General features: G+C 47.6%; 14 protein-coding genes. 13 read left to right on the top strand and 1 reads right to left on the bottom strand.

The genetic code is table 11. The features are described from left to right. The first annotated feature begins 6 nt into the window (after window positions 1–6). The 9 genes from FEZ61_RS02035 to FEZ61_RS01995 all read left to right on the top strand — a co-directional run bounded on the left by FEZ61_RS02035 (window position 7) and on the right by FEZ61_RS01995 (window position 9132). Window positions 7–1488 carry a DUF6538 domain-containing protein gene (locus tag FEZ61_RS02035; protein WP_173146951.1) on the top strand — a complete coding sequence of 494 codons (1482 nt, stop codon included), beginning with the start codon at window positions 7–9 and terminating at the stop codon, window positions 1486–1488. Between the two features lie 286 nt (window positions 1489–1774). Next, complete coding sequence (locus tag FEZ61_RS02030) at window positions 1775–1969, top strand: hypothetical protein (protein ID WP_173146949.1); 195 nt, start codon at window positions 1775–1777, stop codon at window positions 1967–1969. A 98-nt stretch (window positions 1970–2067) separates the two neighbouring features. After that, window positions 2068–2775: a recombinase family protein gene (locus FEZ61_RS02025; protein WP_173146947.1), complete on the top strand. Its 708-nt coding sequence runs from the start codon at window positions 2068–2070 to the stop codon at window positions 2773–2775. 1738 nt (window positions 2776–4513) lie between these two features. Beyond that, on the top strand, window positions 4514–5371 hold the full coding sequence (locus FEZ61_RS02020; protein ID WP_173146945.1) for a hypothetical protein: 858 nt from the start codon (window positions 4514–4516) through the stop codon (window positions 5369–5371). Window positions 5372–5473: 102 nt separating this feature from the next. Next, window positions 5474–6004 (top strand): hypothetical protein, encoded by a 531-nt coding sequence (locus FEZ61_RS02015; RefSeq protein WP_173146943.1) that lies wholly within the window; start codon window positions 5474–5476, stop codon window positions 6002–6004. Continuing rightward, the gene (locus FEZ61_RS02010) at window positions 6001–6390 is read left to right on the top strand and encodes a hypothetical protein (RefSeq protein ID WP_173146941.1); all 390 of its coding nucleotides are present in this window, start codon (window positions 6001–6003) and stop codon (window positions 6388–6390) included. Before FEZ61_RS02015 ends, FEZ61_RS02010 begins: the two co-directional genes overlap by 4 nt. A 39-nt stretch (window positions 6391–6429) precedes the next feature. Continuing rightward, a complete protein-coding gene (locus FEZ61_RS02005) occupies window positions 6430–8289 on the top strand; it encodes a tape measure protein (protein WP_173146939.1) in 1860 nt (619 codons plus the stop codon). Window positions 8290–8368: 79 nt separating this feature from the next. Beyond that, window positions 8369–8668 carry a hypothetical protein gene (locus FEZ61_RS02000; protein ID WP_173146937.1) on the top strand — a complete coding sequence of 100 codons (300 nt, stop codon included), beginning with the start codon at window positions 8369–8371 and terminating at the stop codon, window positions 8666–8668. A gap of 326 nt (window positions 8669–8994) precedes the next feature. Then, complete coding sequence (locus FEZ61_RS01995; protein ID WP_173146935.1) at window positions 8995–9132, top strand: hypothetical protein; 138 nt, start codon at window positions 8995–8997, stop codon at window positions 9130–9132. A gap of 396 nt (window positions 9133–9528) precedes the next feature. Here the strand turns inward: FEZ61_RS01995 and FEZ61_RS01990 are convergent, their stop codons facing one another. Further along, window positions 9529–10215 carry a hypothetical protein gene (locus FEZ61_RS01990; protein WP_173146933.1) on the bottom strand — a complete coding sequence of 229 codons (687 nt, stop codon included), beginning with the start codon at window positions 10213–10215 and terminating at the stop codon, window positions 9529–9531. A gap of 274 nt (window positions 10216–10489) precedes the next feature. On the opposite strand from FEZ61_RS01990, the gene FEZ61_RS01985 reads away from it, so the two are divergent. The 4 genes from FEZ61_RS01985 to FEZ61_RS01970 all read left to right on the top strand — a co-directional run bounded on the left by FEZ61_RS01985 (window position 10490) and on the right by FEZ61_RS01970 (window position 15099). Continuing rightward, complete coding sequence (locus FEZ61_RS01985) at window positions 10490–11212, top strand: hypothetical protein (protein WP_173146931.1); 723 nt, start codon at window positions 10490–10492, stop codon at window positions 11210–11212. 587 nt (window positions 11213–11799) lie between these two features. Next, the gene (locus FEZ61_RS01980) at window positions 11800–12900 is read left to right on the top strand and encodes a tyrosine-type recombinase/integrase (protein ID WP_173146929.1); all 1101 of its coding nucleotides are present in this window, start codon (window positions 11800–11802) and stop codon (window positions 12898–12900) included. Window positions 12901–13648: 748 nt separating this feature from the next. Next, complete coding sequence (locus FEZ61_RS01975) at window positions 13649–13939, top strand: hypothetical protein (protein WP_173146927.1); 291 nt, start codon at window positions 13649–13651, stop codon at window positions 13937–13939. A 500-nt stretch (window positions 13940–14439) separates the two neighbouring features. Next, window positions 14440–15099, top strand: coding sequence for a hypothetical protein (locus FEZ61_RS01970; RefSeq protein WP_173146925.1), 660 nt, complete (start codon window positions 14440–14442; stop codon window positions 15097–15099). Window position 15100: the final 1 nt, after the last annotated feature.

Raw genomic sequence — 15100 nt, 5'->3', positions numbered from 1 at the left:
CTACCCATGGCAGACAACCTCGTTTTGAAAGGCGGCACCTACCACGTTCGCCTAGACCTACCAGAAGACGTACAGACCGCTTTCGGCAATCGGAAGATTCTGAGCAAGAGCCTGAAGACTGGTAGCAGAGCTGAGGCCATGCGCTTGAGGTTGGCAGTGCTAGCTCAGTGGAAGAGTCAGATTCAGGACGTCCGTCAGGTAAAAACAGGTCAATCAGAGAAGTGGCGAGAGCAAGTCGCTGAATTCTCCAAAGACGTCAACGCTGGTATGGACACCTACTTTGTCCACGCGGCCAGACGCAAACCCCTTCCCCCTAACGAGTCAGCTTTCTCTGAAGAGAAGATGCACCAGCGCCTAATGCTGCTGGCTGAGCACGCCGATCCCGACGCTTTCATGAACCTCTTGAACGTTCTCAAAGGCATGAAGAATCAGGAGGTGTCAGACGTCGATTACCTGAATACCCTTCAAGAAGCTTGGCAGCCTGTGGTGGCCTCAATCGTAGCCGACGCCTACAGTCTGTCTTCTGATGAGAGAGAGGAAGCAAATGAAATCCTCTCGACTCCTGAGAGCTACAAGCCCAAGAGTCCCATTGGCACTGCGAAGCTCGACAGGTTCAAGGATCACCTTCTTACCCAGTCCGACAATGCGAAGACGGTTGATCAGCTCGTGTCTCGTGTCAGGCGAATCAGTAGCTACCTGACTGAGAAAGGCCTGCCGCTTGAATTCGATACGATCCACGAATTCCTGAAAGACATCAGCGACTCAGCCAAAACCCGTAGGCAGTACCTGTGGTCCGGCAAGAAATTCTGGACTTGGGCGGTACGCTACGACCAAGACTTCAGGAAGCGGTATGCAGCTCTGCCCTGTCCCTTTGAAGGGCATGAGCTACCGCGCAACAAGGCTGCTCAAGGCGAAAGCTACAACGCTTTCTCCAAGGTTGAGATCGAGCGACTACACCGAGCGGCGATAGACAAGGGTGACCAGGCGCTAGCCGATCTGATTCAAATGGCGGCGTTCACTGGTTGCAGACTTGAGGAGATGGGACGTCTCAAGGCAGAGCATACGATCTACGAAGGAGAGGTGCCTGTAGCGTTCGAGGTGCAGCAGGCCAAGACCAAAGCTGGAGTCCGTACCGTACCGATCCACCCCAACCTAGTGCCTCTGTACGAAAAGCTCGTGAGTGATGCTGGTCCCGATGGCTACCTATTCGCTGGTGGGAATAACAAATACGGTAACCGTCTGGACATGCTCAGTAAGCGTTTCGGTCGTCTGAAAGTCGCGGAAGGGTTTGATGAGGGCTACGTGTTCCATAGCGTTAGAAAGACAACTGCCACTGAGCTTCACCAAGCCGGGGCGGACGCTCTCACTATCCCAGCGATCCTCGGCCATGAGTTCGGGCACATCAGCTTCGACATCTATAGCAAGGGTCCGAGCCTTCAGCAGAAAGCTCAAGCAATTGGCTTGCTGTCCTTCGACTTCAATAACTGATCAAAAAACGAGTAATAACCCCAGATAAACATACAGTGCTGTAGGTATCTACCAGATGCGCTTCCAGTAACCATGCACCTTGTAGCACGTCTGTGGCCCGGTTATCGTTCCCCTCCCCCTTGTTTGCTAAGCGCTGGCATCACGTTTTCTGCAGACGCTTTACACGCCGTTGGCGCCCGCTGCCGTCGCTTATCAAAATTTACAATTCATCTGCCAATGTCGTGCGAACCGGTGCTTGAACAGATGTCTGATTACGCGCGCCTAGATAAGCATTCAGGAGTGACGTATGAGCAATGCAGCGAAAGCTTGCGATCAAAGCGGTAAAGGGATTGGCCTGCTGGAGAAGGAGCTGGCTGAGAGGAAGGAGCGCTTGGCGAAATCCAAAGCCGACCTACACCACCGCTTCGAGTCGTACGCGGATGAGAAAGCGTGTGTTGCAGCACTGGAGAAAGCGCTGGCAAAGGCGCACCACCTCCTCTGAGCACCACCAACCGATCTACAAACGCTTACATTTCATTCCTTCGTCGTTCGTCCAAGGTTTGTTAAATTGGACCTATGGCAGTATCCAAGGAATGTAAAATGAACGTCGTGGCCTACTATCGCGTAAGCACCAAAGCTCAAGGCAAGAGTGGACTGGGCCTAGAAGCTCAAAAGGAATACATCCGTATTGCCCAGGCTTCAGCAGACTGGCAGGTAGTCGCGACCTTCGAAGATCATCTGTCAGGCACGATTGCTCCCTTGGACCGGAAAGGGCTTAGGGCAGCCCTGGAGCTTTGCCGGAAGGAAGGCTATACGCTGGTGGTGGCGAAGCTTGATCGCTTGTCCCGTGACGTTGCAGACATTGCTCAGCTGATGAAGGTGGTGGACTTCAAGGTTGCCACCATGCCCGCTGCTGATAAATTCCAACTTCACATCTATGCGGCTCTCGCAGAACAAGAGCGCGACTTCATTTCTGTACGTACCAAAGATGCCCTGGCACGCCTGAAGGCCCGTGCCGAGGAAGGTAATGCGGATGCAGCTGAGAAGGTCGCTAACCGTAATGACAAATTAGTTCGCGGACGTACTGCCGACAGCCGGTTGAAAGCTCAAGAGGCCATCAGTAACCGGGTGTCAGCTTTCCATGCGACGGTAGAACCGCATATCCAAGCTTGCCTATACAAGGGCCTGGTCACTCTCCAGTCAATCGCAGACTGTTTGAATAAAACTCAGGTAAAGACCAGTCGGGGTGGTGAATGGAGTCCTATCCAGGTCAGCCGAGCAATGGTAGCGTTGAATCTATCTTTCTAACACTCGCCCAGTAACGAGCCACAAGCCCCTTTATGGGGCTTTCTCGTTTCTGGCTACTGCGCTACATCTTACCCCTGAGCGTTGCACCAAGAGGCTTACAGGTGGCTTAGGCTCGATATTTCCACAAAGTATAGCTTTCTATTCCTCTACCCCGTTCGCTTGCTTGATGCCGGGTCGCCCTCGACGATATTTACCCTATCTATGCATACCGACTATCGGATACTTAACATTAGTTATTTTAGCGGAGAATGGTTTCAACCAACAATACACTGCCGTCTGTCGGATTGATATGTAAGGACAAACGGCTACAACCCTTGCTATTACTGGGTTGCTATATAAACACTAACATTATGCTATGCAGCTAACTATATACAATACAGAAAATCCACGTTATAATAATGTTATAGGGAAGGGAAAAGTTATCGGCCCGACAGGTTTTAGATATGCATTTTATTAGTTGCAAAATAGCAACTTTGGCAGTATAATAGAGTGAAGGGAAAGAGATAAAATCAAAGCCCTCTAACATATAGCCAAATGCTTACAGATATTTAAGTTATTTGCAGTATTCAAGATTGACCTCCCTGCCTTATACTTAAAGAATAGACACCACTAATAGAACATCCTTGATTGGGTGTTTTTCTGTGTCTGCTAATCAGGCTTGGTTATTGCCGTTGTAAATAACCCGTGGATGTTCTGACTCATCCCGCTCGCTTATCTTGAAGATGTTCCTATTGCTTGTCCTCATGCCCCTTACCAGGCTCTTTCAGCAAGTGATATACAGCTTTACAGGATAATGAATCCGTGTGAGTGGTCAGTCATGTGTTCCCACAGAGCATAGAGACTGACACCTATACTCCTCCGCTGTTAAAACAGCCTTGCACAGTGCGGTGCTTTGTCCCCTGTGCTTTTTTACTAAATACACCCTTGCTGGTTGTCATTAACAGTGAGGGTTTTTATTGCCTATCAATCCTTATTCTTACAATACAAAAATAGGAAACACAATGATCATTATCAAGCAGTGCTGCTGGTGTAAGGCGGAAATGTATACCAGCAGGAGTAGTAAGAAACTCTGCCCTTCCAAATGCCACGTAGCATTCCATCGCTGGAGACAGAAAGCTTTACCAGGAGAAGGTCCAGCAAAAGGATTCGAATTGCTTAAACAAAGAGAAGAAAAGGAATGACAGCCAAGTGACTTGGGGTCAGTAGCCATGTGACTTCATGTCCAGAAACCATGTGACACCAAGTCACTATAGTAATAATGATTAAATAATAAAGATATAAGAATACCAAAGAGAGGAGAAAAAAAGTCATGTTTTAAATACTAAGAAGTTCAGGACTGCCTAGCTACGGTCTACCGACCTTCACACGCAGATCCTGATACAGAGAAAGACCAAAAGCAAAGGACGTTCTTTTTAATCTTAATATTCTTTCTGTGCTCACTCATGCTTCGTGCCTGCTGTGGTATTGGGGTTCTTAAGCCTTTATACATTATTGTTGTGCTGAAGCTCGATAGAGCCATAGAGAAATAGATACCCAGGTGACTTGGTGTCACATGGCTTTTAGATTTGATAATGAGGAATAGAAACGATGAATGACAGTATCAGAGTAAGGTTGAGCCCCAAAGCTACAGCCCAACTAATTAAGCTGATGGAAGTATTCGAAACCGATTCACCTAGTCATTGCGCCAATAAGCTAGTCAACAAATTATACAAACAACTTCGTCTCAATGAGGACACAAATGAACAAGACTCAACTATTCGCCAAATCTGAAAAAGAACTCTGCCCCTACCTACCTGCCTATAAAGCTATCCTATCTGCAACTGCTTGGGTAAACCCAAAGACAGGTGAAGCTAAACGGTTCTCAGCAGAACAGAAGCTAGTTTGGCATTACGTGCTCGACCGCTATAAGTTCTTCAAAGACAGCAATAAAGACTACTTTGACAATCAGGCAGATATTGCTATCGCCTGTGATGTAAGCGAGCGGACAGTGATTCGACTGTTCAAAGAACTGAGCATTGCTGGGTATCTGGAAATTCATCAGATCCGTGTTGGCGGTCATAAATCTAACAGCTATAAAATTATCAAAGACCTTATATTGGTGCAGCGTGAAAACATCGCTCAGAAGGCCCCTGCAAGCCCCGTAGTGCAGCGATCAGAGGAAAGCAATATCAATACTCAGCCTGACGTATTCGTTGAGTCCGAGGCTGCGGGCAAAGACTGGGTTAACGAATCGATCCCTTGTGAAGATTACGAAGGTATTCAATTTTCTATTGAAGCAGAGAGCAGCAGTTATGAGGACTGGGAGTCAACTGAGGTTGAAACCGCAGCAGCACCAGCGAAAGTAGAAGTCTCAGATATCAAGATCGACCTATCATCGATGCCGCTAAGTCGATGGAATCGGAATGGTCGCGAAATTAGTGATCAGCTTTTTGATTGGTTTGAAGATAACGGGTTTTACATCGAGGATTGCCGGACAGGACAAGTGCTTCATAACAGTAGTAAACAGCGCTATGTGATGAGCGGTAAAGACCTCATTCCGCTGCCTGATAACGCTGCAACTTTAGAACAACAAGAAGAAAGCTTTCTTCCCTTCTAAATATCACCCCAACCTAATCTAAACGAATTTGAACAATCCAGTTCAGATAATGGACGGTTTTTGTCCGAACAAAACTAAACTTAATATTGGAGTAATAGAACGATGTCATACCAAACCCTTAATTCATTTCGTAGCCAGTTTACCTTCCCCGTAAAAACTGAATCTTTCAAATATGACAGCAAAGAGTGTCGTCAGTTGATGGATGCTGCGATTGCACTCTATAGCAACCCAGCCTTTACTCATAGCAAAGTAAAGCTAAACGCTACTACTCTCAACACCTTTTCACAGGGCGTTCTACACCTTGCCTCTGAAGGCTATACCCTGCTTGATACTGAACGCTCTACAAGCTCTGGGCATGGTAGCTACGGTATAAATTTCTTGAAGCCTGCGAGTCTACAAGCGGAAGACAAGAAGTTCATTGAACAGATGATTCAAGATACTTATGTCGCAGCGGTAGAAGTAAATGCCAAGGCACTACAACAAAAGCTAAAGGCTGATCTACTGGCAGAGGATGCTGTTAAAGAAGCAGAGAAGCTACAAGCGCAACGGGCTAAGAAAGACGCCGATGCTCAGAAGAAAGCTATACAGCAATATGAGCAGATGCTTAAAGACCTAGAGGAACAAGAACAATGAGTATCAAAGAGAAGATTCTGAAAATGAAACCTGCTCAATATGTGGTAAAGGTAACCAAACCTACTCAAGGTCTGGAGCTTAAATCCAATCCTGAGACTCTCGCCAAAACAAAGAAGCTGATGGAGCAAGCTGGTATCACAAAAGCTAAAGCGATGCCACCAATGGTGGATGCATTTCTTGTTAGCTCTGATGGCCGTGTCACCATCACTACTATCAGTATGGATGTCTCCCCCATTCTCAAGAGTTTTGGTGTGACTCTGGTGGAAGCCGACGGCCTGACGATGCTCTCGTATAAGCTCGCTCAACAATACGGCAGCAAAGATGTAACCCTGGAACAAATGTTAAATGACCGCAACTTCAAAGCTGCTTACAACGCTGTTAAATAAAATAATCATATGCCAAGGACGGCACTTAAGGAGTATTCAATGTCATCTCAACCTATAGCTGATTACTTTGCCCGCTTGGGAATTTCTGTCAACAAGACGCAGTTCAAACAAGCTGAAGCTGCCCTTGACCGTATCCGCAATTCAATGCTCAAACTGAAAAGTGAATTCGGCAAAGGGATTGCCATCAATCCAAAGCTACAGTTCAACTCGCTACAGCTTCAAAAGCAAATTCAAAGGTCGCTAAACCAGATTTCCAAACTGACAGAATTCAGGATGGAAAAGTTTGTAATCGACAACGTTCAATTGAACCGAAGTCTTCAATCTGCCATTCAACGTGCCCAGTACAGTGCTAACAGCATAAAGTTAAAAGCTGTCATAGACCGGTCCTCTACAAGCCAGTCTGCGAGGGCTGTAGCTCGTCAGGTTGCAACAGGTGAGGCCGGTGGCGGCACCGGTGGTGTCGCGGGCCTTGTAGGGGCTTCCAGGGCCGGTGTAGCGGGTGTCGCAGGTTACGTCGGCTACGAAGCTGTCCAGGGCCTCCAGAATCAGATGGATGAGATTCAACGGCGTGTCGGTACGTACCAGATGCAACGTCTTCAGCTTGGTGCCGCGGTAGGTGGCGAGGCTGAACGTCGCTGGAACAATGCGGTGGCCTTACGGAATATCGCTGATTACACGGGCACCAAAGCAGAGGATCAGGTAGCGGCCTACACCAAGTTCGAGAAGCAGGCGATGCAGTCAGGGATGAAGGCTCGTCAAGCCATCAGTCTGTACCAAGACATGGCCGTTTCGACGCGTGGCAATGGTGGTGATCAACAGTCTATCGAGCGCCAAGCCTATGCCTTGCAGCAGGTCTTGGGCCTCGGATATTTGCGTGGTGAGGAACTAAATCAACAACTTGCAGATTCTAACCCCGCGATCAAATCTTACATCCAGAAGGCGTACCTGCAACGTGTTGGCTTCAAAGGAACGGATTCCGAAGGTACTGCTAAGTTTATGTCTGATCTGGGCAAGCGCTTGGTGCTGGTGCAGGACGTACTCAAGGGTTATGACCTCTCCGCCCGCAATGCTGCCCCTCGTGTTGAGGAGCTTGCGAACAGTATCGAAGGCGCTGCTGCTCGTCTTGATAACGTCAGATGGATGGAAAATCTTGAGCGGTCTGAAGGCCCTCTTACTGACGCCATCCGGGACAGGATTGAGGCTGAGAAGAACCTGTACAACGCAACCATCCCGCTTCAAGAGCAATTCATTAAGCTGGTGGAAATTCCATTCGTTCAAAAAATGACGGAATTCACCAACTCCCTGACTGGTCTTGCAGACTGGTACAACAAGTATCAAAAGCTACCAGAAGATAAGAAAACCGATGCTGCTATTGATGCCGGTGAGAATGTAGCTTGGTGGGCAGGTAAACGCCTTGCTAAGAACAACCTGATTGGTACTGCTGTTGATAATAATTGGCTTGGTATGGGCGACGGAGCCGACTGGTTAAAGCGCTTCATTCTTGGTCCACAGCAAGGAGAAGCGGGACGCCGCATTGTCCCAGACTTCAAACCCTACTCTTCATCGAACTTCAATTATCAGAGCCCCTACTCTGAATTTAAAATGCCAGCGGCATTGCCTTGGACACCGCCAGTGCATTTCGGCGAAAATCCGATTGTTCACACTCCAGACACTGATCAGATCATGCAGCAGATGACTCAGTCTTACGCCAGCACTGATAGTCGCAGCTATGACAATCAAATTACCTTCGAGCCTGGTGCATTCCAAATTGATGCTACAAACATGGACGTCAACCAGCTTAGCAATGAGTTGGAATCTCGAATGATGGAGGTCTCTCGCCGGATGCAAGAAAACTCCTGGTCAGACACCATGATTCAGTATCCCCAGATCGGACGATAGCGTTCACCAATACCTATTAATACAATCACTATACAGCGCCCCTTGATTGGGGCGTTCTACTTTCTGAGATATAAAAACAATGAATTATCTAATCATCCATAAATCATCAAATCTTATCACTGGCGCTATAACCACCAGCTTCAAACCCAAGAACAGCACCACTCACAAGCTCGTCAAAGTATCTGATGCTGTCCTCGAAAAATACTATGCACTGAAAGATAAGCTCCCTTCCTCACAAGCTGTTGATGCTGGTGAGCTGGCGAAGATATCGCCGAGTTTCCATGAGGCTCTTGGTGGTGTTGGAGAGTATCAGGAAGCGAACTACATCCCTCGCTCTCGCACCGCTATTTCTAAAGCTAAAGCAAGACTATCCGTATAACGTCGTAGAGCGGTTTGTAAGGGCTGTTTTAGCTTACCCCTATGACCCCTACAGGGCATCCCTTTTTGCGCCTCTACAACCCGCATAAACACTGCTTGAAATCATCCTATTTTGGCAATCCCGAGGTATCACATGCGTATATTCGTAAATTACGTCGTTCATGGCAAACGAAGTTCAATTCAACTCCCTGAAAAGCTGGTAGCAATCTTTCACAAGCAGTATCCCAACAAGAGTATTGGTAGCTTCATCAGCTCCCTTCTTAAAAACGAAAAAGCTGCTCGTATTGGCTCAAGCTTTGTAATGTCCCGCTTGGTTGAGGAGCTGCTATGAAGATCACCTTTCAGCACATCACTACTTTCACCAACGTGGCCTTGATTGGTGCTATCTGCTGGTCAATGAGCCAGAGCACTACTTGGCAACGGGAATTCAAACAAAGTATCAATGAGCTAACGATTGAGACATAGCGTAATCTTACCGCTATGCAAAGCAGGCTGGAAAACAAGATTAATAATCTGAATGAAAGTTTGGACCAGTACCAAATCAACACTGGTAGAAGCTTGCGGATTCTTGAACAACGCGTTGAAAGTCTTGAACGCCGCCCTGCTGTAATAATGAATGGCTTCCAGGGCTATAAGAACTCCGGCAACCAGAACAATAACAATCAATAAGAGGAATATGAAAACGCTAGCAAAGTTTTTGAAAAACAGACGTAAGATTAGGATCAAAAAGGAGGACTACGATTTATTAAGTAGCCTATACAGAGATGATGATTCATTCAGACTAATAGAATCAGAGCTTTTAAAACTTGCAAAGTCGACCACCAAGAACTTTGAAATTGCTCTTTTCATATCCTCCCTACTTTATCCCCAAAGCAACTTCCCTATCCCCCCAAAAACAACCGTACCACCTAAAGCGAAGATTAAGCTACGTTGATACTTCTCAATGCTACTGTTACGGCGGGTGTCGAGTGTAGTATATTTGTTGACTGCCATCAAAACACCTAATAGAGCAGAAGCAGCAGCCGGCACGAGTAGTTCGACATCCTCCCAATTGTTCCAATACCTGCCGGCATTAAACAATGCAATTGATCCCAAAAGACACTGAAAAGCCCAGACAAGCTGATAATGAAAAATAAAATTTAAATTAGAATGCTGCTTCAAAAGCTCAACCACGTCACTTATTATTCCTTGAGCTATCGCTTTGGCGTGAACCATTGAAACCACAACTGAAATTCTTGAACTGGATCGCGCGGGCCCAAATTTGATATTTATAGAAAATGATCTAGATGGACTCACCGCCTCGAATCCCAGACTTATAGAGCGCGTATCATTGGTAAATCTTGGATACTGATACTCATCTATACTTACAAGGCGCTCCATTCCAGCTTTATCAAATATGCTAAGCTGCATATCGACCTTGGAAGCTTCTTCTCCAGAGTCAGCATAGTATTTTTGTGCGAAGCTTTTGAACAACACCTCTAGACTTTTAATCAAAGCCTTATCGAGATAGACAGAAGGTATAAATTTAGAAGCAACATAACTAGCCAATCGAGCCTCCATGCCTTTCTTCGAATGAGTTAGATAAACTTTTTATTCACTATATTAGAAACTCTATAACAACCCAACTGCTACAGCTGAATGGAAGCACGATTTCGCTTGAACCAAGCTAGTGTAAGCGGCTTTTCCAGACGAAGCATACTGATCCTTAGCTTACCTCATAGAATAATAACTGAGTATAGATCAAGCTGAGACCTCTGCAAGATCAAAGCACTTCACAAAGCCTCATACTTGTGATAGAAGTATTTTTTACAAGGAGACAATTATGGCTTTGATTGTAGACGATGAAATTTTGGAGAATTTCCATAACGACCCAGAAGGCACCTTTCAAAAGGCATGGGATAAGCTTGCAAGGGACCTTCCGAATGGATCAGATGGATGGAGCGAGCAACTCACAGAGAAAATACTAGAAGTTTCAGCGCTTTTAGAGGTAATTATTGAAAGTGGAGATTTTCGTGCCACTCCCCCTACTCGGCCAGCTAAAGAATTGAATTCAGCAAAACCGGTCGATCTTATCACATACATATATGAAGCGAACCAAAACCTCAAAAACGACCAAACTGCAAGAAATTTCAAAAGCTTGAAGTCTAGACTTACCGAAAAACTCGGTAAGGGCTTTTACTATGAGTTCTCAGAAGGTGATCTGACACGAATTCAAACACTTATCAATGAACTCAGAGTACAGATATCTGCTGCAAAAGACTTTGATCCTGAACATCAACAGCGACTCTTAAAGCGTCTTGAAGCAGTTCAGAGAGAAATTCACAAGAAAGTCTCTGACATGGATCGGCTTTGGGGTTTGGTGGGCGATGCAGGTGTTGCAATAGGCAAGCTGGGTGAGAATGCAAAGCCCATCGTAGACCGCATTAAGGAGATCACTGAGATTGCCTGGCGCACCCAAGCACGTGCGGAAGAGTTACCGTCTGGCTCCGAATATCCCCTTCTCGGCTCCGATGCCGATGCCGATGGGAATGATAAATCTCAGTAGAAATCTTGGGTAGGAATGCTGGGTAGACCTAGAAAGCAAAAAGCCCCCTAAACCATTGATTTAGAGGGCTTTTCTGGATATGGCGGAGAGATAGGGATTCTCTCATTTGACCTCTGAAACCCTGTAAGCACTGGTATTGCTAGCTCTCAGAGCCAATAGTGGTCACAATCAGTGGACACATTGGGTGGTCATCAGGGGTAGATGGTATGTCAACGCACTTAGTTAGGAAGGCTAACGAATCTACGTGGTATGTCAGGCTCAACGTTCCCGCCGATGTGCGTGCTGCGTTCGGTGGCCGAACCAAGCTCATCCAGACCTTGAGGACAGCAGACAGGGCTGTAGCTCTGGAGCGTCGGCTACCAGTCTTGGCCCGCTGGAAGGCTGAGATCAGACTCGCCAGGGAAGGTAGTAGTGCTGCGAAAGTAGGTTGGCAATCAACGGTTGCTGCAGATGCTCGGGCCCATCGGGAACATGTAGATGCTGCTTTGGTAAAGGCTATGCGGAATCCCGTCAGGGAATCGACGATGACGGTAGCTGAGCTGGAGTCTGAGAAAGCTACCCTCCTGGCTGAGCTGGAAGCTCTGGGCATGACTGCCACGGTCAAGCACCTTCGGGAAAGCTTCGACTACATTCCAACGTCCCATGCCGATGCTGTGATGGTAGCCGATGACATCACTCAGCGATTCGCCGTTGAGAGTGCTCAGAAGCAATACCATCTGACAGCCTCAGAGACGCAGGAGGCAACCAATCTACGTCTCGATCCGAGCAGCTACAAACCAGTAAGTCCACTCACACCAAAGCGCCTGGAAGCTTTCAAAGCCTTCCGTGAGGCAGCTGGATTACCTGCCAAGACAATCGATGGTCAGCAATCCAAGCTTCGGAAGCTCTCGGCTTACCTCCAAACAGAGGGGGCTGCGTTGACACATGAGGTTGTCGGAGCGTGGTTAAAGAGCCTGGGCCTCAGCAGCAAAACTCAAATTCAATACCTGCTTGCGGGGTCCACGTTCTGGAAGTGGATTACAAAGAACGACGCGCTGTGGCAGAAAGACTTTTCAGGGGTAGCCAATCCATTTGTTGACCATGAGATGCCTGTGTTGCGAGGCAGAGCAAAGGTCGAATCCAAGCGACTGCCATTCTCTAGGGAAGATGTGGAACGTGTGTATGCTCAGGCTCGCTCTGAAGGTCTGGATGTGTTGGCCGATCTGATTCAGATTGCTGCAAGAACAGGTTTGAGAATTGAAGAGGCTTGCCAACTACGAACAGAGAGCATCATCACTGTTGAGGGTATTCTCTGTCTCGACATCAGTGACAGCAAGACAGCCGCTGGCATACGGCAAGTGCCAGTCCACCCTGCCCTACTCCCTGTGATAGAACGCCTCTCACAAGCCACTACAGACGGCTATTTGATAGCTTCCAACGGACACAACAAATACGGCATCCGCTCTGATTCATTTAGCAAGGCATTTGGTCGTCTCAAGACTTCTATGGGGTTCACTGGGAGACATGTATTCCATTCGTTGAGAATGTCGGCTATCACTAGGATGCTTCGTGCTGATGTACCGGGACCAACAGTCGCCGACATCGTCGGCCATGAAACCGGCCTCGTCACGTTCGACATTTACCACGGCGGTGCCAGCCCACAACAGAAGTTGGAGGCCATCCAACACCTCGCATACAACTTCGTCTAGAAGCCCCTACAAGGGCTTCGCAGGGGCTTAAAAGTGTCAACCTATACCTACCTACCACCAGTACACTTTCGCACCCCTGGAAGCCGCATTATACGCGGCTTTCAAACTCGGAATAGCGCAAATCCGAGACCATCTCTGACATCCCACGCCCCCGATCACACCATGTGAATAAAACAAATTAATAGATGGAAAAATAGTTACCATTTGACGCATGCATCTATTGACAAAATGGCAAACATCATGTAGAATTAGCTTTGTGAGTTGAGAAAGGTTTGTTGCCATTCCTGACCCTCACGAGGACACAGACGATGCCATTCCTTCATTGGGCTGTGTCAGTCAACACGCTACCTCCTTAGTTGTGTTGGCCCTATTCGAATTCAGCGGTCTTCCATGTCCCGCTGCATCTGGTTTGAGCCGCCAGGGTCTGATTAGTGGATTCTTCAGACTAAAGTGCTCCCTATTTCCGCAGACGCCATCTGCACCGACACAGGCAAAGTCGTTAAAGAGCCTCACACCTCGCAACGAGGTTGTGACAGTTCCAAAGTAAACTCCAACTTTGATCTGCCTCCCCCATTCTTGAACAGCGGATTGATCCCCGGTGTTCGGATGCGATGTCTCTTTCCTCAAAAAGACAGTAGATAACCTCATCCTCGGATGGGGTTTTTCTATGCCTTGAGGTTGTAAATTCGTTCACCTTGAACGGATAAGACATCGTGCTTTACCCAATAAATCATTTGAGGAAAAGACGATGCAACAAACACAACACTATTACCACACGGTATTCACGCTTGTACCTGAAGATCAGTTCTTCATGCTAGGTGGCGGGATCATCAGCCCGAAGAAACTCTCTCCTGATGAGGCTATGAGGCTGAACATCAAAGCCGATGGCTTGATGATTCGAGTTATAGAAGTCACTGAGCAAGAGTTCAACAAGATCGAGCGTCTAGCCGATGCAGGCTTGGTGCTAGTGCCCTACGGCGCTATCAGAAATGTCTACGTTGAACCAAAGATCATCGCTGAGGAAGACCTGCAATGGTAACTGCATTCTGCATTTTCTATGCAATCGGCATGTTGAAGGAATTGAAATGCTTTTAGTAGCCAAGGCAGACAACAGAGATAAACACGATGCTGAATACGAACAGGAAAAGCGTCAGTATCGCAAACAGACAAAGCAATTCAGACAGCAACGAAGAGACAGAGAATGGAAACGCAGCGACTAACGTATGTAGCCCTCCTATCAAGCTTAGACCTCTACGACGAAGACGCTGACCAACACTTCGAAACTCGATTGGTAATGTACTGCCAGCCCTCTGAAGACATCCAGAAAGAGCGACTAAAGCTTCAAAGATGTCTTGAGACGGCTGATGAAGAAGTTAAAGAGGTTGCCAACATGACCATCATCGAAGTGGACCAAGAGTTCTACGAAGCTTATCACCGAATCAGAAACACTATGGGCATAGACGCCCACATCCCCACAGACCACGTAAGAATGTTGGTCGCGATGTACAAACAACCAATTTACGCATAAGGAAAAAGATCATGACTACCCAACAGACCCGCACAACCTACTACCCTCAAGATCGCGTCGAACAAGTTAGCGAACAAGGCCACGTCATCAGTTCACAAACAGTGACACGCCCTGAAAGAGAAGTTCCTGTCTATGTGCGTCCAGAGAAGGTAAGCCCGCTCAAGGCCAATCACATCTTCGATGAGGCTGTGTTGCAAGCCCGTATTGAGATGGCACGTGCAACGGCCCGTCTGAGCCATCTAAGCCGTGAGCCCCTGAACGTCCACATTGGCGACCTGTTTGAGCCAGCTCTGAAAGCCAAGCTCGATGAAGGATACACAGTCAACTACGCCTTCCCTATCCGCCATCGTGACGGTGTCCAGGCAAGCAGCCATTGCACCCTCAACGTTCCAGAAGCTCGTTTGAACGAGCTGGCTGACGCTGCCGAGGCTGAAGCCCGCGAACAATACGCAGCAGACGTTGCAGCCGCTCAAGCTACCTTTATGGAAAGCGAGCTGGCCCGTCGAGTGGCTGAGCACCAAGAGGCTGTCCGCCGTGAGCGTGAACAAGCTGAAGCTGAGCTTGCTGATGTATTGCTGCGAGAGATTGCCGCTGAACTGGAAGCTGCTAACACACAGCCCGCTCCAACTACAGTCGCCAAGAAAACCACTACCAAATCCAAGACTGTTTGAG

This window comes from Pseudomonas sp. MS15a(2019), from assembly GCF_013277805.1.
Taxonomy (GTDB): Bacteria; Pseudomonadota; Gammaproteobacteria; order Pseudomonadales; family Pseudomonadaceae; genus Chryseomonas; species Chryseomonas benzopyrenica.
Note: the sequence above shows the minus strand (reverse complement) of the source record. Positions and strands in the feature narration are given on the sequence as shown.